Here is a 19,349-nt window from a genome sequence, read left to right on the forward strand (position 1 = left end):
GGGGGAGAGTGGCCGATTTCCGCCAGGGCCATGTCCGACCATGGCCGAAACCGGCCAGGGAGGACTCAATGGCAATCAGCTGCTCGTCAATGGCTTCGCGGACCGCCTTCCGAGCGTCAAACGGGCACGCGTCAACCCCGAAGGACGGTTTCAGGGCGCCCTGGGACGCAGGAGAGGCCCGTCCTGGCCGGCGGACCCCCTGGAGACCTGAACCCGCCGATAAGCGCAAGGCTGCCCGCCGGGGCTCTTCCTCTGGTACGGAGGGGGGAATCTGTCGCACAACATCGCCCGTTAACTGGCGCGTTCGGGTGGTCTAGAACGCCGCCGGCCCTCTTCTGGAGCAACAACCGTGAGCAGTCTCATGAAGGAGTCCGTGCTGCGCGTGCACCACTGGACTGACACCCTCTTCAGCTTCGTCACCACGCGGGACCCGGGTTTCCGCTTCGCCAGCGGCCAGTTCACGATGATCGGCCTGGAAGTGGAGGCCCGCCCGCTGCTGCGCGCCTACAGCATGGTGAGCGCGCACTATGACGACCACCTGGAGTTCCTGAGCATCAAGGTGCCCGGCGGGCCCCTGACCTCCCGGCTGCAGCACCTGAAGGAGGGCGACAACATCCTGGTCAGCAAGAAGGCGACCGGCACGCTCGTCCTCAAGCACCTGCTCCCCGGCAAGAACCTCTACATGCTGAGCACGGGCACGGGCCTGGCGCCCTTCCTCAGCCTGGTGAAGGACCCGGAGATGTACGAGCAGTTCGACCGCGTCATCCTCACGCACACCTGTCGGCGGGCCGAGGAACTGGCCTACCACGACCTCTTCCTCCACGAACTGCCGCACAACGAGTTCTTCGGGGAGTTGGTGAAGCAGAAGCTCACGTACTACCCGAGCGTCACGCGCGAGGACTTCCGCAACACGGGCCGCATCACCGACCTCATCCAGAGCGAGAAGCTGTTCAAGGACGTGGGCCTGCCGCCGCTGAACCCGGAGGTCGACCGGGTGATGCTCTGTGGCAGCCCCGGCATGCTCTCGGAGCTCACGACGATGCTGGAGGAGCGCGGCTTCCGGGAAGGCACCCCCGGAGAGCCCGGCCACTACGTCACCGAGAAGGCCTTCGCCGAGCGCTGAAGCGGCCACGACCCGCTGCCTACTTGAGCGGGTTGTAGCCGGGTTTCTTGTAGAGGCGGTCCCACTGGCTGGCGATCTCCGGCCGGTAGACCGTCTCCGGCCAGTCCGTCGGGGAGACCTCTTCGATGGCGACGGAGATGGCGCCCTCGGTGCTGCCGAGGGCCTCCATCACGTCCTTCACGATCCGCTCGGCGAGCTGGGTCTTCTGCTGCTCGGACTTGCCGGGGTAGAGCTTCACGGTGACGTGGGGCATGGGCCGATCCTCTACTTCTGGGACGGGTCCTTCGCGGGGGCAGGCGTCTTGAACGTCTCCTTCGCGACGTTCATCGCGGACAGGGCCTTGGGCCAGCCACAGTAGAAGGCCAGGTGCGTGAGCGCCTCGACGAGCTCCGGCTCCGAGACGCCGTTCTCCCGGGCCTTCTTCAGGTGGAAGGGCAGCTGCTCGGTGTTGCCGCCCATGGTGAGCGCGGCGACGGTGACGAGGCTGCGGTCGCGAGGCGCGAGCTCCGTGCGCTCCCAGACGTCGCCAAACAGCACGTCATCCGTGAGCTGCACCATCTTGGGCGCGAAGTCGCCCAGCTGCTTCTTCAGCGCGGAAGGTTCCTTCTTCATGTTCATGGCTCCCTGGGCCGCGGACGGCCCCTTGGCGTACTGCTCGTCGCTGACCTTCTCCAGCCAGGTCACGTTCTTGCCGTCGAGCTCCTCCTGGACGGCGATGTGGCTCATCCGGGTGTTCGCCGTGGCACCGTGCCAGTGCTTGACGCCCGCGGGGATGCGCACCACGTCGCCCTCCCGGAATTCTTGAACGGGGCCGTCCCAGCGCTGGATCCACCCGGTGCCGGCCGTGATGATGAGGGTCTGTCCCAGAGGATGGACATGCCACGCGGCGCGGGCGCCGGGTTCGAAGGTGACGGAGCCTCCGGTCGCCCGCCCGGGTGGGTTCGATCCGAAGAGGGCCTGCCGGTGCACGGTGCCGGTGAAGTGCTCGGCCTCCGCCAACTCCACGGGTCGCGAGCCTCCGCGTGAGATGGCGATTTCCGGGCCTCCCTGGGCCGGTGTCGCCGCCACCGGGGCCCCGAGGGGGAGGGCCACGGCAGCGAGGATGCATGACAGACGCAGCGGGTTGCACGGTCTCATGCCGGGATGGGTACGCCCAGCTTCCACCGGCCGCCAGGAGGCAGGCGTGAACGGGCTTTGAACCCAGGTTTGATAATGAGCGCGCCGTGAAGCTCTACACCCGGGCTTCAATCCCAATGCGACGTGATGTTTCAGGTGATTGGTTTTGGCCTTGCTGAATTGCAAGGACTTGCCGATTTCCGATATTCAGACAGGCGCGGTACTCACCCGAGAGGAGCTCCCGATGCTGACGCGTGTCGTGAAGAGTGCTTTCGTTGTGATGGGGCTGTCCCTTGCGCTGGCCTGTGGTGGAACGGAGACGGCGGACGTTGACCCGACGGAAGGCGTTTCGGCCGATGTCCAGGCTCCTACGACGGATGCGGTCTCGGACGACGTCTCCGCCCAGAACAAGCCGGGCTGCGGCGCCTGGAAGCAGCCGTGTTGCGAGTTGAAGTACTGCAACCAGGGTTACGAGTGCGATCCCTCGACCCTGAAGTGCCTGCTCTGAAACCCGACTGCGATCTGACGTCGGAGCCATGAAGAGCAAGGCCGGTGGCCACAGTGCCGCCGGCTTTCTTCGTCTCTGGAGGGGCAAGAACGGCACGTGGGCGTTAACACCGACAGGCAGCTATATTTCTGAAAGGTCAGGAGAGCATCAAATCCCATTTGCTGATTCTCTCGTTAAGATTCTTAATGACTTGGTCAGTGGCTGTCTTGAAGTCTCCTGTCTTGTAGTTGTGGTGGTTTATGTTGTGGTTCAGTGTGGATGCGTTATTTGGCGTTCCCGTGCAGGCTTCCCATTTCATGGCTTTGTTTTTGAGTGCCAGCCAGCGAATGAGGATTGATGCCTCTTTTTGGTGAATGTAATTAAAGCCTGCTGCGCCGCCGCCGATTGGGTCGCCGCCGCTGCCGCCGAAGGTGGGGCTCGAAGGCATCTTTCCGCCAACGCGGTGCAAGCCTCCGATAGTAAGGACCTCTGTGCTGCCCTTGTGTAGAGGCCCGGCCTGCTTCTTCGCCACAGAGCTTCTAGCTAATGGCCCGGGATTGGGCGCTCCGGAATCCAGATCAATAGCCTCTGGGTGCCAGAGGATTTTTTCCCAGGTGAAGACCTTTCTTTCCGCCCTGCCGTACGTTTGCATCTTTTCTGCGAAATCCAATAGCATCAGGTTTATCGGAAATGCCTTTGCGTTTCGTCGCGTCTCCGCAATGAACATGGCGCCTGTGAGGACTGGAAGCATATTGCCGTGTGTCTCACGTGTTCCTCCATTCGTGTTCTTGAGCAGGGCGCGCATGTTCGTTGCGAACTTTTTGCTCATGGTTGGACTGTCGATTCCGTCGGCTTTCAATCGTCGCGCGATCTCTCGATATGATGGCGCTATGCCGTCGTTGAAGGCATCCTTCACGATCTTTGTTCGGTTTTCCGCTGGGCCTCGGTCGCTCACGTAGAGCTGGGTGTCAATATGAAGCAGTCGACCGCCCAGTCTCATCCAGTGTTCGCCCTGTGCGGCATGCTGTGCTTTGGCCACGCCAAGCCATTCCTTAGGGCTCATGGCGTTTAAGTCGTAGGCGTTGGTGGCGATCGTTCCATCCTGGGCGGGATCTGTCGAGGGGGCGCCTGTCATCACGTGCTCCAGGATGTGAAGGAGCATGCGCGCTTCCATAAATGCAGTCTTCGAACCTGATTTTACGAGTAGATGTGTGAGCATGGGTGTCTGATGCGGAAGTGCTGTGGTGGGGCTGTGAGGTGGTATTGGTGATGTTTATGAAAAAGAGCGAGAGGCGAAGACGCCCTCTCGCGCTCCCGGGACTGGATCAGTCGTTCGTTCCGATACGTCTCGTGCGCCTCAGCCCGCGACGGGGGCAGGGCGCGCCTTGCTGGGAAGAGCCGTCACGATGGCGAGCTGGCGCTTGCGCGCGTCGCTGGCGGCCTTCGCGTACTCCTTCTCCGCCTCGAGCTTCTCGGCGTGGAACCGCGCCTCGGCCTTCTTGAGCTCGGCTTCGGCCTCCATCCACGTGCGCCGCTTGTCCTGGGCCTTGGCGCGATCTTCCAGGGAGAGCTTCGCCCGCTCGTCGAGCGCGGCCTTGAGCTCCCCCTCCGCCTTGTCCAGCGCCTGTTTGGCTTCGGTGGCAGCCTTGTCCGCGGACTCCTTCTGCGCCTTCGCCGCGGCAAGGGCTTCTTCCGCCGCCTTCAGCGCCCTCGTGGCGACGTCCTGCGGAGGCACCAGCTTCTCAAGCTCCGCCGCCTTGCCGTCGCGTGCGAGCTGCAGGGCGACGATCTTCTCCGGCTCTTCCCTCTTCAAGGCCTCGAACTGCTTCTTCGCCTCCGTCCGGGCCTTCTCCACCTCGTCCACCGGAGGACGGGCCTTTTCGATGCGCCGCTCCTTGTCCAAGAGGGCGATCGCGAGCTCCGCGTCGATCTCGGCGATCAGCCACTCGGCCTGGGCCGTCTCCAGTTCGATCTGGTTCCGCTCGAACTCGTCCTGCTGCAGCTTGAGCTGCTCATCCACTTCCCTGGCCTTATTTTCCAGGTCCTGGGGCAGCACCTGGGGAGGCTTCGAGGCAACGACATTCGGCTGTGGCGTGGGCATGGACTGCTCCTTCTGGGTGGGTGTTGCGGGGAAGGGTGTTGGCTCAGGGCACCTGGGTCGTGGCCTGGCCGGGGGAGAGCGTCTGGATCACGCCTCCCCAGGTGCACATCAGCTTCGAGGTGTTGTTCAGCGCGGGCATGTTCCCGATGAGCACCGTGGGCGCTCCGGCCAGCCAGGGCGCGGGCGTTACCGGCACGCAGGGCATGGGCACAAGCACGCCCAGGGCGGCGGCCGTCGCGGCGGCCACGGTGGGGTTGCTCACCGAGGTGCACATCCCGAACGGGAGGATGTTCACGAACGGCGCGTGGTCCATGATCGTCGCCGCCGGAGGCCCGCCGACGAGCACCCGGTTCGCGGGCAGCACCACCAACGTGCTCGGCGCCACTCCGAAGCTGCACTGCATCGTGGCTCCCATACAGGTCTGGATACTCATGTCGGTTTCCCTTTCGGATTGTTCAGCCACGCCGCGGCCTTGATGAGCCACGAGCGGGAATCCTCCGGCGCGAACTCCACCGGACCTTCGACGGGCACGCCGTGCTCGAAGACCGTCCGCTTCGCGAGCTTCCCGTCCGGATGGAACTCCAGGGCCTCGCCGTGGGGCTTGCCATCCACATAGGCCGTCCGGGTGCGCAGTTGCCCGTTGTCTTGGAACTCAACGACCTCGTCCGTGAGCTGGCCTTTCACGTAGCTCGCCTTGCGGAGCAGGGCCCCACGCGGGCTGAAGCTCTCGTGGTCTCCGTCCAACTTTCCGTCCCGGTAGTGGGCCTTCAGCGAGGGCTGTCCCGTCCCGGCGTGGAACGCGGTGAAGGGGCCGTGCAACACCCCACGGGCGAAGGTCTGGATGAGCCTTGGCTGTCCTTGCTCATGCACCAACGCCTCGCCATGCAGCACCCCGTGGCGGAACGTGAACTGCTGCGCCAGCGTGCCTTCCTCGTACAGCATCAGCACTCCGTGTGGCTTGCCGTCGGCGTCGAGCGTGTATTGCTTGCGCTTGCGGCCCTGCTCGTCGCGTTCGGTCACCGTGGCGGTCTTGTCATTGGGCGGGCTCAATTGATCTTCACCAATCCGCCCTTCACGGTGAGCATCGCGCCGCCGTCCACGGTCTGGGACATGCTGGCCTTGTTGGTCAGCTCCATGCCCGCGTCGTTGACCAGGTTCGTTCCCGCCTTGTTGGTCAGCGCCGTCCCCGCCTTGTTCGTCAGGCTGGTTCCCGCCTCGTTGGTGAAGTCTGTTCCCGACTTTTGCGTGAGGCTCGTGCCGGCGGTGACCGTCAGCTCCTGCTCCGCCTTGAGCGTCAGCGACTTGCCAGCCTTGATCGTCACGGCGCCCGTCACGTCGAGCGTCAGGTCCCCCTTCACCGTGAGCACGTAGTCGCCGCCCACGTCGTGGGTGAACTTCGCCTTGCTGGTGTGCGACTCCTCACCGGTAACGGTCAGCGTCCGCTTGCCCTTGACGTCGTGGGTCTCATCCCCCGTCTCCACGGTGATGACGCGGTTGCCCTTCTTCACGGTCAACGTGTCGTCCGCTTCCTCGATGGTCGTCGTCCGGGCGTTCTTGACAGTGACGTTCAGGTCCTTCTGGGCCTGGAGGAAGACCTCCTCCTCGTCCTTCTTGTCCTCGAAGCGCAGCTCGTTGAATCCGTCGCCCTCCTTGGAGGACTGCGTCTTGAGCGTGCTTCGCGTCTGGTTCTCAGGAAGCGCGTAGGGGACGGTCTGCTGGGCGTTGTAGATGCCGCCCGTGACGAGCGGCCGGTCCGGGTCCCCTTCGAGGAAGGTAATCAGCACCTCCTGGCCCACGCGGGGCAGGAACATGCTGCCGAACGACTTGCCCGCCCAACCCTGCGCCACGCGGATCCAGCACGAGCTGTTCTCGTCGCTCTGGCCCTGCTGATCCCAGTGGAACTGCACCTTCACGCGCCCGTACTTGTCGGTCCAGATCTCCTCGCCGCTCTTGCCCACGACGAGGGCGGTCTGCGCGCCCACCATCACCGGACGGGGCGTCCGCTGCGCGGGCCGGAAGGGGACGTCCGCCGGGAAGGCCTCGAAGCTGTTGCTGTACGCCTCGTCCGTCGCCGCGTGGACCACCTGGCGCAGCACGTAGTCCCCGTTGATGCTGGCCCGGTCGTGCTCCGCGAGCGTGAACCTGCCTCCCGAGGTGAAGGCCCGGACCCGGCCCCGTCCACTCAGCGTCTTCGCCGGCGCCTCGGCGGCCTGCTTGCGCAGCTTCACCCGCGCCTCTCCATCCGCCTGCTTCAGGAAGCCGCCGGGGTACTCGTAGCGCCTCAGCGAGAGGCTGGCGCTCGCGGGCACCTCCGCGCTCAGGGGCGTGGCGGGGACCTCGAAGTCGAAGTCCCCCATCGCGTGCGCGGTCGGGACGACCTGCTGCTCCAGCGTGCACTCGGTGAGGGTGTCCTCGGGCCGCGGTGCCGGTTCCTGTCCCGCCACGCGCACCTGCTCCAGGCCCGGGCACGCTGCGTGGGCGGAGGCGTCGTCCGCGAGCACCAGGGTGTGCTTCCCCTGCGCGTGCTCGAAGAAATAGAAGATGCCCTCGTCCTCCAGGAGCCGCGAGACGAAGTCGAAGTCGCTCTCCTGGTACTGCACGCAGTAGTCGCGCGCGGCATAGGTGCCCTTCAATTCCTTGCGGAACTCGCCCAGGTTGTGGCGCTTGAAGGTCGCCTCGACGATCTCCGGCACGCTCAGGTTCTGGTGGATGCGGCTGTCTCGCGTGAGCGTGAGCAGCCACAGCCAGGGCCGCAGCTCCGCGAAGTAGGTGGTGAAGTCCTTGCGCGTGCCGGCCTGGATGAAGCGCGTGACGAGCCCGTGGAAGTAGCGCGGCGTGCCGTCCGGCAGCTCCAGCATCACCGTGGCGCCCTGGCCCACCACCTGCGTGAAGTCCAGGTCGCCGTGGCGCGAGTGCAGCTCCAGGTCGAAGCGGAAGGGCGCGCAGAGGCGCTCCTCGCCATGGAAGGAGCGCGCCAGCAGCACGTCCTTGCCCAGCGGCGTCTCGATGCTCAGGTAGAGGGAGTCCTGGGTGTCCATGGGCGGCTCAGGCGTCGCGGATGAGACGGCTGGAGAGGCGCACCTCGTAAGGGGCGGCCGACGGTGGGATGGGGTGCAGCCAGGAGGACCGCCCCAGCCTCGGACCGCGATTCATCCTCCGGCGGCCTCGCAGCCTCAGCTCGGGGACCTCCTTCGCATCCAGCAGCAGCACGAAGTCGAAGGTCAGGTGGGGCGGCGCCACCAGGCGGGTGTACGTGACAGCCGTTTCGAAGCCGGTGCGGCCCGGGAGGAGCTGGATGAACTCGCGCCACGGCAGCGGTCCGATCCGCAGCGTGAAGCGCGCCTGCGAATCCCACGCGCGCGTGCCCAGCACCGCGCCCCGGCCCAGCGCCAGGCTGCTCGTGCCCAGGCGCGTCCACTGCTCGGGTGCGAGCGGGAGCCATTCGCCCACGAACGGCTGGCCCTGCACGCGGGCTCCCAGCCGCTCCTCCAGCAGCTGCTCCAGGGCCGACATGGAGTCGTGCGCACCCGACGTGAGGACCCGGGTGTGGGGAATCAGTCCCAGCTGGAGCCGCTCCGGCCAATCCAGCGTGCCCAATATCGCGCTCAGGTACCGCGCGAAGGGGTGGCGCCGGGGATGCGTCACCCCCATGCCCACCCGCCGCTGGGCGCGCGCCTCGTACATCAGGGACACGAGGCGGTGATTGAAGATGTCCAGGAAGTCCCGCAGCGCGGAGTCCCCGTCGCGGAGCCGGTCGCGGAGCAGCTCGGTGAACGGATCCGGCAGGGGGCCGTGCGCTCCGGCCAGCCCGAGGAAGTTCACCCACAGCTCCAGCGTCCCGTCCTCGTCCCGGCGGAGCGAGTCCACGTCCGTGGCGGGGAACGCCATGGACGTCGTGGAGCGGAAGCGCACCGGCTTTCGCGGGTCCGCCTTCAGCATGCGCACGGCCTGGTAGAAGTCGAAGCGGTGCGCTTCGTCCCTCAACCGCTCGTTCACAGAACGTGCATCTCGCCGGACATGGGCGGCCATTGCTTCCTCCTCTCCGTTTTTCCGGTGAGCGGGTTGTGCGCTTCGAGCGTCAGCCGGACCAGGGTGTTCACCGGCGCGTTGAGCCCGAGGAAATGGTTGAGCACCGCGCTCAGGAGCAGCGCGCTGCCGCCCACGAACCGCGACTCATCCACGGTGAGCGCCAGCTCCTGACCCCGGCAGAAGCCGCGCCAGCCGTCGGCGGCCATCGGGTGCACGAACTCGCGGCTCTCCAGCTTGAGCAGCCCCTGGAGCTGGTCCTCCAGGGCTTCGTCGCCTTCGTGCCCGTGGCGCCGGATCATCTCCCGCAGCACCTCCACGCCATTGGGGAGCGCGGTGATCGAGTGGTGGCCGAAGGAGACCTGTGAGACGAACTGCCAGAGGGTGCTCCCTCCCAGCGGTGGGTCCCGCTGCGGCGTCGGCGCATTCAGGAGGCGGACCTCCTGGAGCGGGAGGCCTCCCTCCCACTGCAGCAACGCGCCCGAAGGCAGCTGTGAGGCGAGGTGCCGGTTCGTGCAGAGGATGCGCGCGTAGAGCGTCCGCTCGTCCGGGACGCTGGGGTTGAAGTCCAGGTCCAGGAAGGACAGGTACAGGTCCGTCCCGAGCGCCTGCTCGCCACGGGCGGGCTCGCGGCGCGCGCTCCAGAACGTCCGGGGCTCGCGCTGCCCGACGGGGTGGTTGAAGGCGAACATGGGCGCCACCACACCGGTCGGATCCTTCTCGTTCGTGGAGGCGCGGACCTCCTGGATGGAGTGCACCTCCGTGATGGACTCCCACTGCGCGTCGGGAACCAGCCGGTATTCGGTGCGCCGGTGGTCCACCCGGATGGGCTCGCTGACCCGGGAGAAGAGGTTGACGGCGGGGGTGCAGCCCGTGAGCAGGCTGCGCTCCGAGAAGGCAGGCGGGTCGTCGGGTTTGACGTCCAGCGGGATGGCCAACTCCAGGCGGTTGCCCTTCGCCGCCTGGACGTTCCGCCGGCCGGGCTCGAGGTCGAAGAACAGGAACTTCTCCGGGAAGACGCAGTACTCCTGCAGGAGCCGGTGACCGGTCCGCCCGTTCCGGTGGCCCGGGAGCATCGCTTCATCCGCCGCGAACCCCACCGGCCGGATGGGCTGTCCTGGCACCAGCCGCAGCTCACGCTCCTGCGAATCTCGCCGCTCGCCAGAGAGGACGGCCAGTCCGAGCGCGTGCCCCGCGAGCAGCTCGTAGAGCCTGGAGGACTCCAGGGGGCCTCCCCCGAGGAACAGCCGGAGCGTATCCATCTCCAGGTCGGCGAAGGCGCAACGCTGCGACTCCAGCTGGATCCACAAGACCGCCTGGGCGGGGCCCCGCTCCGTCCAGAGGGGCTTGAAGTCCTGGATGGCGCGGATGCGGACCTCCTTCACCTCCACGGGCCACAGCGTGGTGGGGTAGCGGGTGCGGAACCAGCAGGTGGCCTTGCTGCGCGCGTCCTTCGCGAACAGCGGGGTGTCTTGAGGGAGCTTCAGACCGTCCCGAGGAACGGCGCCGGGCTGCGGCACCAGGCGGGCGATGGCCATGGAGGGCATCGGCTCCACCAGATGGGGCGCGATGAGGCCCAGCAGGGCGGTGCTGATCTCCGGGAGCTGTTGCTGGAAGCCGTGCTGCACGCGCGCGGTGAGGAACGCGAAGGACTCCATCAGCAGCGCGGTGTGCGGATCGTCCCAGGCCTTGTCCACCAGGCCCAGCCGTTGGGAGACCTTGGGGTACTTCGCGGCGAAGCGCTCGGACGACTCGCGCAGCTGATCCAGCTCCTGTTGATACACCCGCAGCAGGGCATCTCTGGACTTCACGTGGGACCTCCCGCGCGGTCGCGCAGTTCCAGGGCGAAGGTGAGGGGCTCGGCCCGCTGCTGCATCCACGGCAGGCCGGACACGAGCACGCGCAGCACGTCCTCGCGGGTGGCGTGCGGCTCCACCGCGACCCGCACCTCGCCCAGCCGGGGCTCGAAGGCGGTGATGGTGCGTGACAGCACCTGGGCCAGCCGGGCCCTGTCCGTGGCCGACGCGGAGCGGAGCGTCGCCACGTCGGGCAGGCCGTAGTCGAGGACGGTCCACGCGTCCGGGGCGAGCGTCTCCGCCTGCTGGAGCGAGAGGCGGCCCCGGGTGTTGAGCAGCCGGGTCAGCTCCCGGTGCACCGACTCCCGCAGCTGCTCCTCGCTCAAGGTCTTCGGCAGGGGTGGGCCGCTCCGCCGCCTCGGCTCATCGTCGATGAGCCGGTCGAACAGGGGCATCGGGGCCACATGATTGTCATTGCGCTGTTTCATCTCGTGGCTCCGGTGCCCCTGTCGCGGGGACCTACGCGTTCTTCGTCAGATCCCAGGACGACGAGACATCACCGCTGGCGGTGCCCGGGCTCTCCTGCTTCTGCTTCTTGTAGGCCCACTTGATCGCCGTGTAGTTGAGCGAGATGGTTTCAATGGGCAGGTCCCCGCCGCCCGCGCCCACCGACACCGAGCTGATGAGCACGTTGTCCAGCTCGTAGGTGAAGAAGGCCACCGGCGCGCTCTTCGAGTCCTCCTCGCTCGCCTGGTAGATGGTGATGATGGCCTTCTTCAGGGTGTTGCCACCGCTGCAGTAGTGGTTGAGGGACGGAGACGCCGTGTCGACGTACTTGGTGATGGTGAAGTCCTGGTGGGAACACCGGCCGTGCCTGCGGCTGGTGTTGGAGGGCGCGCCCGCGGAGAGCGGCATGGACACCCCGTGGCTGAACGAGAGCAGCTCGATCTGATCCTTGCCTTCCGTGGTGGTGGACTGGCCAGCGAGCGTCTTGACGTCAGGGAAGCTGATGTAGATGTTTTGCATGGCGGGTTATTCCAGACGTGAGAGGGTTCAGGCTGCGGGCGGAGGCAGGCTGGCGACGAGCCGGATGGAGGCGTTCAGCTCGTTGAGCTGGAAATGCGGCTTGAGGTAGACGACCGCCTTGTAGGAGCCCACCTTGCCGGGCACCTCGGTGACGTCGATCCGGGCCTCGCGCAGCGGCTGCCTGGCCTTGATGTCCTGGGAGGCCTCGTCGTTGAGCTGGACGTAGTCGCTGATCCAGTTGTTGAGGAACGAGGCGACGTTCCCGCGCGTCATGAAGCTGCCAACCTTGTCGCGCATCATCGCCTTGATGTAGTGGGCGAAGCGCGAGGCCGCGAGCAGGTAGGGCAGCATCGACGACACCTGCGCGTTGGCGGTGGCGTCCAGGCTGGCGTACTTCGTGGGCTTGTTGGTGGTCTGCGAGCCGAAGAAGACGGCCTTGTCGTCCCCCTTGCGGTAGACGAGCGCGAGGAAGCCCAGGTCGTTGAGCTCCTTCTCCCGGCGGTCGGTGATGGCCAGCTCCGTGGGGATCTTCACCGCGTCCTCACCGCTGTCCGTGGTGAAGGTGTGCAGGGGCAGGTCGGAGACGGTGCCGCCGCCCTCGAAGCCGCGGATGGCCGCGCACCAGCCGTACAGCGAGAAGGCGTGGGTGATGCGCTCGCCCAGCTTCCAGACGGCGTTGCCCCACAGGTAGTTGCCGTGGGCCTTGGCGCCGTCTCCGCCGTTGCCCGCGACGCTGAGGTCCTCCTCGAAGGTGAAGCCGTCCACGGGGACCGTGGCCTTGCCGTAGGGCAGGCGCATCAGCACGCGTGGCAGCACCAGGGTGACGTAGCGCGAGTCCTCCGTCTCCCGGAAGCTGCGCCACTTGATCATGTCCGACGCCTCGAAGCGCATGGCCAGGTCGCGGGGCACGTCGAGCCCGGTGAAGTTGCCGTCCTTGAGGCCGAAGAGCTGGGGGCTCGCGGCGGCGAGGAAGGGCGCGTGGGCGGCGGCGGCCACGTTGGAGAGGTTCGTCAGCAGCGCCACGTCCTCCGGCGAGTGGGTGAACTCGTAGTCGCCGATGAGCAGGCTGAACGGATGCCCGCCGAAGGTGCCGTACTCCTCCTCGTAGACCTTCTTGAAGAGCGCGCTCTGGTCGAAGTCGATGGCGCTCTCCAGGTCCACCCGCAGCTCCTTCTGCGTGGCGTGCATCACGCGCAGCTTGAGGCCGGTGCCGGTCTCCGTGTTCTTCACCAGCGAGTGCAGGCCCCGCCAGGTGGCCTCCAGCTTCTGGAAGTCCTTGTCGTGGAGGATGGCGTTGAGGAGCAGGGAGAGCTCCTCGTCGATCTGGGCGATCTGGACTTGGAGCATCGTCACCGTATTGGGGCCGACCACCACCTCCCGGGTCTGGATGAGATCGAGGAGGAGCGCGTTCAGCGCCTGCTCTTCGTCTTTCCGTAGGGTCTCGTCTGGAATCACCCCCTTGATCTGCTTGACGAGGTTTGTCACCAACTCCGAATCAATCGTTGCGTTTGCTGAGGGCATGGCTGGGTTCCTGGGCTGGGATTACGAGTGGAGGCTGTCGAAGGCTTCGAGCTGCAGCCGGGTCTCGGCGTCGGCGGCGTCGGCGGCACCGCGGAGCGCCTCCACGCGCTGATGGACGGACTCGAGCTGCTCCGGGTTCTCGGGGGGGCTGCCGTCCAGCACCTTGACGAGGCCTTCGAGCTTCTCCGCGGTCTCCAGGACCTGGCGGGCCTCATCGCGCGCCGCGAGGGCCTTCTCCTGCGACCTGGCATCCATGAAGCGGTGGGCCTGGATGACCCGGGCCTCCGCGCCGTCCATGATCTTCTGCTGGTGCCCGAGCAGCACCTGAACCTGGGAGAGCTCCAGTTCCTCCGGGAGCGGCCTGGGGAAGGCAGCCTTGAGCTCATTCTGGAGCGAGTCGGGCTTGCTCGGGTCCTTGGCGAAGGTCTCGCTCTCCGCGATGATCTTGTCTGCGTTCGCCAGCGACGTCTTCTTGATGCGGTCCTTGGCGGCCTCGAACATCTTCTCGTCGCGGGCCTTTTCCGCTGCGTTGACGCCGGGGGCCTCCTCCAGGTTCTTCAGGGCATCACCGATGGCACTGGCCCCCTTGGCGATCTTGCGGAGCACGTCCAAGGCCTGGGCGCGCTTGGTTGGGTCGGCGATGCCGGCGGTGAGATCGGTGAGCGCCTTGAGGCCTGCCGCCGGGCCTCCGAGGTCCTTCTGTGCTTGCGCGCTCACGGCGTCGTCAGGTGGCGTCTGACTGAACGCGCCTTCCAGCGCTTGAATCGCGCCCTCCATCCTCTTGCTGGCATCAGGCGCCAGGAGGCCCTGGTGCTGCTCCCGGTAGGTTTTGAGCTTCGCCGCGTCACCTGTCTTGAGCTCCGAGAGGTCTTCTCCCGGGAGCAGCCGCGTCAGGTGGTCGAAGGCCCCCGCCACGCGCTGGCTCTGCTGGGCCACGTGGATGACGCTGGCCACGGCCTCCAGACGCTCCATGAACACCTGGGCCTTCGCAGTGAGGGTCTTGGCGGCGTCGCGAGCCCCCTTGAAGGGCTGGCGCTGCTCCTGGATTTGAGTCTTCTTGACACTGAGGGCCGCGGAGTCGGCACTGAACACCTTCTGGAAAGAGGTGTTCAGGCTGTCGTTGCCGCTCAGCTGCGCCACCACGTCCACCAGGCGCTGGCGCTCGCGCAGCAGCTTGCTCAGCTGGGGGGCCTGCTTCACGATCTGGAGCGGCTCGAAGTCCTCCATCTTCTTGAAGGTGAGCCCGGCCGGGCCCGCCTTCCCGCCCAGCTTGAGCGTGGGCGCGAGCTTGCCCATGAAGTCGTCGAAGGTGTCGCGGTCGATCTGGACGAACTTGCGCTGCTTGAGCGGGTCGCTCAGGACGGTGTCGCCCAGCAGGTCCGCGAGGATGCCGACCACCAACGGGAGCTCCATCTTCTTGGCGGAGCCGAGCGTCTCCACGTCGTAGGTGATCTGCACCCGCGGCGGCCTGTTCCGGTCCAGCCAGTGCTGCTTGCTTTCACTGCTCATGGTCTTGCTTCTCCTGTTCGTGGGTTGCGCGCTTCACTTCGCGTCCCGGATGGCGAGCAACGCGAAGATGGATTTGAGGTCGTCCGTGCCTGGGACCAGCTCCTCGAGGAGTCTCCCGAGCGGCATCGCTCCCCACTGCACGGCCCGCTTCACCAGATAGGGCGTGGGGCTGTGGGGCTCCGTGCGGAGCAGGTAGTCGGAGGCCTCTGTCAGCCATTGATAGGCTTCAGTCCGGCTCTGGATGGAGCTCCGGGGGGCCACGGGCGGGATGGGCGCGGATGGATCCGGCGGGGACGCAGGGTCGCTCCGGGCCGGGGGCTCCATCAGGTCACTGACCGGCGCCAGCACCGTCCGCAGGTCCTCCAGCGCGCGCCGGAGCTGGCCGAGCAGGGGGCGCTCCTCGTCCAGGTGCGGTGAGAAGACGCTCTCCACCTCCAGCGCCGCGTCGTTCACTTCGCGCAGGGCCTGGCCCAGGGGAGGGTAGAAGGCCGCGGGCGTGGACCGCAGGGCGCTCAGGAAGCCCTGGGCGTCCAGGGGCTGGGAGCCGTCCCGCGCCGGCTCGTCGTCGCGCGACCGCGCTTCATGCTTCTCGCGGTGGAGGATGCGCTCCCAGTCCGCGTAGCAGCAGGCCGTGCCGCTGCCTCCCGTGGGCTGGGAGAGCGGGATGCGCTTGAGCCTCGGGGTCGCGTTCCGGTCGAGCCATTCGAGCACCGAGACGCGAGGGCTGACATCGCCGCCCTCCAGCGCGGGCCAGGCGGTGTCCCAATACCTGTCAGCCAGCGCGGCCAGCAGGCGCAGTCCCTCCGCGAGTCCCTGGAGGCCATGCAGTTCGAGCAGCGCTTCGGTGAGCCAGGCCGCGAGCTGCAGGTCCTTGGATCGCGGCAGCGCCTCCTGGCAGAGCTGGGCCACCTGCCGCCAGTGGGCGTGCTTGAACTGGTCCCGCCCGATGTCCTTCAGCAGCGCGGGATCGTCTTCGCGCCGGGCCTCACGGATGGCGTCGTACGTCAGATCGTGACGCAGGTGGGGGCCCGCTGGAGCGTCTTCGGAGACGGGCGCGAGCAGCTTCTCGAGGTCGAGCAGGGGGGCGCTCATGGCGTGGAGTTCCGGGTCAGTGAGGTGGCGGGTGCACCCGACGGCGCGCGCGTGGGCCAGAGACGGGGCGAGGTGAAGCGGGTCTTGCCCTCCAGGCCGGTGAGGGGAACGCGGAGGAAGGCCACCGCCTGCTCGCAGAGGCGGCTCTGCTTCTCCTCGACACGGATGGCGAAGCGCAGGGTGTGTGGCCGCGGATCCGCGCCGCCGCCGAAGTCCGTGGGCCGGCCCTGCTGGGCACGCAGGAGGCGCAGCAGGGCCCAGGTGCCGCCGAACTCGAAGCGTGCCGTCGCGTCCGGGGCTCGCGGGCCGCCACAGGCCTCTCCGCGAGCGAGGGGCGCGGAAGGGGCGTCCTTCGCCCAGCGCAGCGCCACCTGGAGGGGCTCCCCGGGATGCCACGCGCCCGGCTTGCCCGCGGCCAGCCGCCGTCCGCCCATCACCAGGCTCCAGGTGATGATCTGATTGGCGAGCCGCTCCTCGCCCACGTTGACGCGGGGCTCCAGCTTGAGGCCGTAGCCGGCCTGCCCCTCGTCCTCGTCCACGAGCAACGGCGCGAGGAAGGCGCGGGTGGCGCGGGCCTGCTCCAGGAAGGCGAGTGCCTCGGCCGGGAGCGACCGGCGCTCCGGGACGTCCACCAGGGGCAGCACCTCGTCCAGCGCGAGGAAGAAGGCACGGACCTCCGGAAGGGGCGCGTCCGGGGCCTCCACCGCGTCGGTGGTGAACGGGAAGCGGCCGGCCAGGGTGGTGTTGAAGCGGCGCGCGAGCCGGGCGTAGGACTCACCCAGTTGATCGCTGACGAGCTGGTCGCAGCGGCGGGCCACCAGGCCTTGCAGGCTGGCGCGGCGGGCGAGGAAGAAGTCCTTGCCCGCGTCTCCGGCGGGCGGGAGGCCCTGGAGGCAGTGCTCGCGGGTGACGTTCATCAGGCCCTGCTGGACGAACGACTCCAGCGCCTGGACGGAGTTGCCGGGCACCTGCTGTTCCCAGTCGCGCAGCTCGTCCCCGATGCGGCGCCACTTGAGGAGCAGCGGAGGACGCTCGCTGGTGGCGGACACCTCCCACAGCAGCGACACGGGCAGGGTGGCGAAGTCCCGGGCCAGCGTGGCGGCGCGGGTGCGCTGCGTCTTGAGGTACTGCCCCAGGGCCACGGCGTCCGACACCCCGAAGGCCTCCAGCGCCGCCGGAGACCTTCCCTGCCACCGCGAGAAGCGCGGATCCGGCGCGTAGAGCGTGTCCCGCTCGAAGAGGGCGTCCACGCGCTCCAGCAGGCTTCCTGCCTGGGATGCCAGCAGGTCTCCCAATTCCTGACGGGTGCTGATCAGGAGGAGCTGGTCTCCGAGGTCGCGCAGTTGCCGCAACTTGCCGTCCACCTGCTTGAGGTTGGCCAGCTCGGCGGCGAGCTGGGACTCGGCCTGGGGTGAGTGGGTGGCGGCTTCACCCGCCGGCATCGCCTCCAGCTTCCGGGCGCGGAGCAGTTGGACGCTCAGCCGGCGCTCCAGCTGCTGGCGGGCCACCTCCGCCACCACCTCGTGCAGCTCGCCGGGGAACGCCGCCAGCCCCTCGGTGAGGAAGCCTTCGTAGAGCTTCGTGAGGCGGAGGGCTTCGTCCAGCGCGGGCTCGGACCAGAAGACGCGGACGGGCCCCTTGGACGAAGCGGGCGGGGGCGCGTCGGGTTCGGCCATGAAGCCCTGGGCGAGCAGGTCCTTCAGCGCCTTCTCCAGGGCGAGCGCGCCCGCGGACAGCTCCAGCTTGCAGCCCTGTTCGTCGCGCGCCAGCAGGGGCCCCGTGGCCCGCGTGGAGAGCGCGCACAGCCGCTCCTTCAGCGCGTCCAGCTCTCCCGTCCACTGCCGCTCCATGTCCGCCGCCGCCGGCTCACCCAGCGCGCGCGACTTGCGCACGGAGTCCAGCAGCCCGGTGAGGGACTTCCCCAGGCCAGGCGGGCCAAGCCAGACAGCCCCGGGCCGGGCCAGCTCCGTCCGCAGACGCTCCAATGCCTGCGCGAGCTCACGGGCCGTCCGGGCCACGGACGTGCCTTCCCCGCCACGTCCCTCCAGCCGGGTGGCCAGGGCGACGCACGCCGCCAGCCGCGCCTCCAGCGGGTTCTCCACGAACAGGCGGCGCGAGAGCTTCGCGGCGAGCGCGGTGGCCCGGCGGGGCGCCGCCTCTTGCAACGACGCCTCGAAGCGGGGCGCGGAGGCCTGCGCGAGCGCTTCTTCGTAGCGCGCGCCGTTCTGGAGGAACGCGGTGCCAGGGTCGGCATGCAGCAGGTACCGCGCGAGCCCGTCCACCGTCTCCAGCCGCTTGCGTCCGGACTGGCCTTGCAGGGCATTGAACGCATCCACCTGGGCGGTGAAAATGGCCAGCTCCTGATCCAGCGAGCGCAGCGCCTGGAACTCGGGGGTCTCCTCGGGAGCAAGCAGGCCGTCAGGAAGCGCGGGGTGCTGGACCTCACCGTCGAGGATCTGCCGGAGCCTTGTTCCGAGCTCCCGGTGGAGGGTGGGCAGCACCAGGTCCTCGAAGCTGACGCGGAGCGCGTCCTGGAGCTGTCCGGCCAGGGTCGACGCGGGCGTGCCGGGCAGCTTCGCCAGCTCTTGGAGGACCGTCGCCGCGCGGCGGCGTTCAGCCTCCGCGTCCGGCGCTCCCTGGGCGCGCTCCGTGCTCAGGCGGGCAAGCCCCGCCATGCCCTCGGCCACGGGCCGCGTGTCACCGCGCAGGCGCTGTTCGAGCGTCCACAGGCCGACGGGCAGGAGCACCACGCTCACGGCCAGCGACCACCGCAGCGCCATCAGCGCCCGCTGGTTGCGGCGCTTCTCCGAAGCGGACGGACGGGCCAGGCTGCTTTCAGGGAAGACCTTCTGGTCGAGCAGATGCGTGAGGAAGATGGGGTGCGGCCCGGGCGCGGGCGCTCCGAGGGTTCGCTCCGTGAGCCGCTCGCTCGCGCTGAGGTCCCCGTTGAAGTACACGCCGCGCAACGGCAGGGCCTCGTGGTGGACGCTGGCCCGGAAGATGGGATCCAGCAGGGCGCGCGCCGGCTCGGTCAGCCCCCGCAGCGCGGAGGGGAAGGTGAAGGCCGCGTCGCGCTCCTGCGCGTTCTGTCCTTCCTCGCTGGCGAGCAGCTCGAGCTGCACGCGGGTGAGCGTCCCGTGGAGGCGCTCGAAGGCCTCGGGGATCCATTCGGCGCGCCACGCCGCTTCGAACGGATGCGAGTTGGACCAGCCGAACATCTCGTTCCACATGTCCGAGGGCAGCGCGCGGCAGAAGCTGGCGAACCCGGGGAGGACCTCGGCCTGTGTGAACAGCACGTAGATGGGGAAGCAGACGCCCAGCTCGTCCTGGAGCGTGCGCAGGCCCTTCGCCACCGCGTCCGCCTGCGCGCGGGCCTTCTCGCGGGAGGCGCGGTCCGTCCCCAGCAGCAACGCGGCCGGGAGGGCGAGCACCGCCGCGTCGATGGGGCGCAGGGGCCGGGCGCCGCGAAGCGACTTCAGCGCGGAGCGGAAGGACGGCTCGGCGGACTTCGTCAGCCCCGGCAGGTCGATGACCTGACCCTCGTTGAAGATC

17 protein-coding genes are annotated in these 19,349 nt (G+C 67.8%); 2 read left to right on the plus strand and 15 right to left on the minus strand.

Annotation, left to right across the window (positions count from 1 at the left end):
- Positions 1 to 361: 361 nt before the first annotated feature.
- The gene (locus tag D7Y11_RS18135; protein WP_126934315.1) at positions 362 to 1,123 is read left to right on the plus strand and encodes a ferredoxin--NADP reductase; all 762 of its coding nucleotides are present in this window, start codon (positions 362 to 364) and stop codon (positions 1,121 to 1,123) included.
- Between the two features lie 19 nt (positions 1,124 to 1,142).
- Here the strand turns inward: D7Y11_RS18135 and D7Y11_RS18140 are convergent, their stop codons facing one another.
- Both D7Y11_RS18140 and D7Y11_RS18145 read right to left on the minus strand, forming a co-directional pair.
- Positions 1,143 to 1,376 (minus strand): tautomerase family protein, encoded by a 234-nt coding sequence (locus tag D7Y11_RS18140; protein WP_120574313.1) that lies wholly within the window; start codon positions 1,374 to 1,376, stop codon positions 1,143 to 1,145.
- Positions 1,377 to 1,387: 11 nt separating this feature from the next.
- The gene (locus tag D7Y11_RS18145) at positions 1,388 to 2,215 is read right to left on the minus strand and encodes a carboxymuconolactone decarboxylase family protein (RefSeq protein ID WP_233607324.1); all 828 of its coding nucleotides are present in this window, start codon (positions 2,213 to 2,215) and stop codon (positions 1,388 to 1,390) included.
- Positions 2,216 to 2,483: 268 nt separating this feature from the next.
- Here D7Y11_RS18145 and D7Y11_RS18150 point away from each other — a divergent pair, with 268 nt between their 5' ends.
- Positions 2,484 to 2,747 carry a hypothetical protein gene (locus tag D7Y11_RS18150; protein ID WP_120574311.1) on the plus strand — a complete coding sequence of 88 codons (264 nt, stop codon included), beginning with the start codon at positions 2,484 to 2,486 and terminating at the stop codon, positions 2,745 to 2,747.
- Positions 2,748 to 2,883: 136 nt separating this feature from the next.
- On the opposite strand, the gene D7Y11_RS18155 is transcribed toward D7Y11_RS18150, so the two are convergent.
- The 13 genes from D7Y11_RS18155 to D7Y11_RS18215 all read right to left on the minus strand — a co-directional run.
- Positions 2,884 to 3,888, minus strand: a complete 1,005-nt coding sequence (locus tag D7Y11_RS18155) for a hypothetical protein (protein WP_126934305.1) — start codon at positions 3,886 to 3,888, stop codon at positions 2,884 to 2,886.
- A gap of 195 nt (positions 3,889 to 4,083) precedes the next feature.
- The gene (locus tag D7Y11_RS18160; RefSeq protein ID WP_126934306.1) at positions 4,084 to 4,827 is read right to left on the minus strand and encodes a hypothetical protein; all 744 of its coding nucleotides are present in this window, start codon (positions 4,825 to 4,827) and stop codon (positions 4,084 to 4,086) included.
- Between the two features lie 43 nt (positions 4,828 to 4,870).
- Positions 4,871 to 5,260, minus strand: coding sequence for a DUF4280 domain-containing protein (locus D7Y11_RS18165; protein ID WP_126934307.1), 390 nt, complete (start codon positions 5,258 to 5,260; stop codon positions 4,871 to 4,873).
- Complete coding sequence (locus D7Y11_RS18170; protein ID WP_126934308.1) at positions 5,257 to 5,877, minus strand: toxin-antitoxin system YwqK family antitoxin; 621 nt, start codon at positions 5,875 to 5,877, stop codon at positions 5,257 to 5,259. The genes D7Y11_RS18165 and D7Y11_RS18170 overlap by 4 nt, the downstream gene beginning before the upstream one ends.
- Positions 5,874 to 7,865 (minus strand): type VI secretion system Vgr family protein, encoded by a 1,992-nt coding sequence (locus tag D7Y11_RS18175; RefSeq protein ID WP_126934309.1) that lies wholly within the window; start codon positions 7,863 to 7,865, stop codon positions 5,874 to 5,876. Before D7Y11_RS18175 ends, D7Y11_RS18170 begins: the two co-directional genes overlap by 4 nt.
- Positions 7,866 to 7,872: 7 nt before the next feature.
- Entirely contained in the window at positions 7,873 to 8,856 is a 984-nt protein-coding gene (tssG, locus tag D7Y11_RS18180) for a type VI secretion system baseplate subunit TssG (RefSeq protein ID WP_126934310.1), read from the minus strand.
- Entirely contained in the window at positions 8,820 to 10,664 is a 1,845-nt protein-coding gene (gene tssF, locus D7Y11_RS18185) for a type VI secretion system baseplate subunit TssF (protein WP_158641959.1), read from the minus strand. The genes tssG and tssF overlap by 37 nt, the downstream gene beginning before the upstream one ends.
- Entirely contained in the window at positions 10,661 to 11,137 is a 477-nt protein-coding gene (tssE, locus tag D7Y11_RS18190; protein ID WP_126934312.1) for a type VI secretion system baseplate subunit TssE, read from the minus strand. The genes tssF and tssE overlap by 4 nt, the downstream gene beginning before the upstream one ends.
- Positions 11,138 to 11,168: 31 nt before the next feature.
- A complete protein-coding gene (locus D7Y11_RS18195) occupies positions 11,169 to 11,675 on the minus strand; it encodes a type VI secretion system tube protein Hcp (RefSeq protein ID WP_126934313.1) in 507 nt (168 codons plus the stop codon).
- A 27-nt stretch (positions 11,676 to 11,702) separates the two neighbouring features.
- Positions 11,703 to 13,196, minus strand: a complete 1,494-nt coding sequence (tssC, locus tag D7Y11_RS18200; protein ID WP_126934314.1) for a type VI secretion system contractile sheath large subunit — start codon at positions 13,194 to 13,196, stop codon at positions 11,703 to 11,705.
- Between the two features lie 21 nt (positions 13,197 to 13,217).
- On the minus strand, positions 13,218 to 14,705 hold the full coding sequence (tssB, locus tag D7Y11_RS43835; protein ID WP_199753747.1) for a type VI secretion system contractile sheath small subunit: 1,488 nt from the start codon (positions 14,703 to 14,705) through the stop codon (positions 13,218 to 13,220).
- A gap of 33 nt (positions 14,706 to 14,738) precedes the next feature.
- Positions 14,739 to 15,797, minus strand: coding sequence for a type VI secretion system protein TssA (gene tssA, locus D7Y11_RS18210; protein WP_120574299.1), 1,059 nt, complete (start codon positions 15,795 to 15,797; stop codon positions 14,739 to 14,741).
- The coding region (locus D7Y11_RS18215) for a type VI secretion system protein (RefSeq protein WP_148139213.1) at positions 15,794 to 19,349 on the minus strand (3,556 nt) is incomplete at its 5' end. The genes D7Y11_RS18215 and tssA, both read right to left, overlap by 4 nt.

It is taken from the genome of Corallococcus sp. AB018, assembly GCF_003986945.1.
GTDB classification, from domain to species: Bacteria; Myxococcota; Myxococcia; order Myxococcales; family Myxococcaceae; genus Corallococcus; species Corallococcus exiguus.

What these genes read in the sequence shown, in the direction of transcription:
- D7Y11_RS18135 (WP_126934315.1), top strand. Translation starts at nt 362, where the DNA reads ATGAAGGAGTCCGTGCTGCGCGTGCACCACTGGACTGACACCCTCTTC.
- D7Y11_RS18140 (WP_120574313.1), bottom strand. Translation starts at nt 1,376, where the DNA reads ATGCCCCACGTCACCGTGAAGCTCTACCCCGGCAAGTCCGAGCAGCAG.
- D7Y11_RS18150 (WP_120574311.1), top strand. Translation starts at nt 2,484, where the DNA reads ATGCTGACGCGTGTCGTGAAGAGTGCTTTCGTTGTGATGGGGCTGTCC.
- D7Y11_RS18155 (WP_126934305.1), bottom strand. Translation starts at nt 3,888, where the DNA reads ATGCTCCTTCACATCCTGGAGCACGTGATGACAGGCGCCCCCTCGACA.
- D7Y11_RS18160 (WP_126934306.1), bottom strand. Translation starts at nt 4,827, where the DNA reads ATGCCCACGCCACAGCCGAATGTCGTTGCCTCGAAGCCTCCCCAGGTG.
- D7Y11_RS18165 (WP_126934307.1), bottom strand. Translation starts at nt 5,260, where the DNA reads ATGAGTATCCAGACCTGTATGGGAGCCACGATGCAGTGCAGCTTCGGA.
- D7Y11_RS18175 (WP_126934309.1), bottom strand. Translation starts at nt 7,865, where the DNA reads ATGGACACCCAGGACTCCCTCTACCTGAGCATCGAGACGCCGCTGGGC.
- tssG (WP_126934310.1), bottom strand. Translation starts at nt 8,856, where the DNA reads ATGGCCGCCCATGTCCGGCGAGATGCACGTTCTGTGAACGAGCGGTTG.
- tssE (WP_126934312.1), bottom strand. Translation starts at nt 11,137, where the DNA reads ATGAAACAGCGCAATGACAATCATGTGGCCCCGATGCCCCTGTTCGAC.
- D7Y11_RS18195 (WP_126934313.1), bottom strand. Translation starts at nt 11,675, where the DNA reads ATGCAAAACATCTACATCAGCTTCCCTGACGTCAAGACGCTCGCTGGC.
- tssC (WP_126934314.1), bottom strand. Translation starts at nt 13,196, where the DNA reads ATGCCCTCAGCAAACGCAACGATTGATTCGGAGTTGGTGACAAACCTC.
- tssB (WP_199753747.1), bottom strand. Translation starts at nt 14,705, where the DNA reads ATGAGCAGTGAAAGCAAGCAGCACTGGCTGGACCGGAACAGGCCGCCG.
- tssA (WP_120574299.1), bottom strand. Translation starts at nt 15,797, where the DNA reads ATGAGCGCCCCCCTGCTCGACCTCGAGAAGCTGCTCGCGCCCGTCTCC.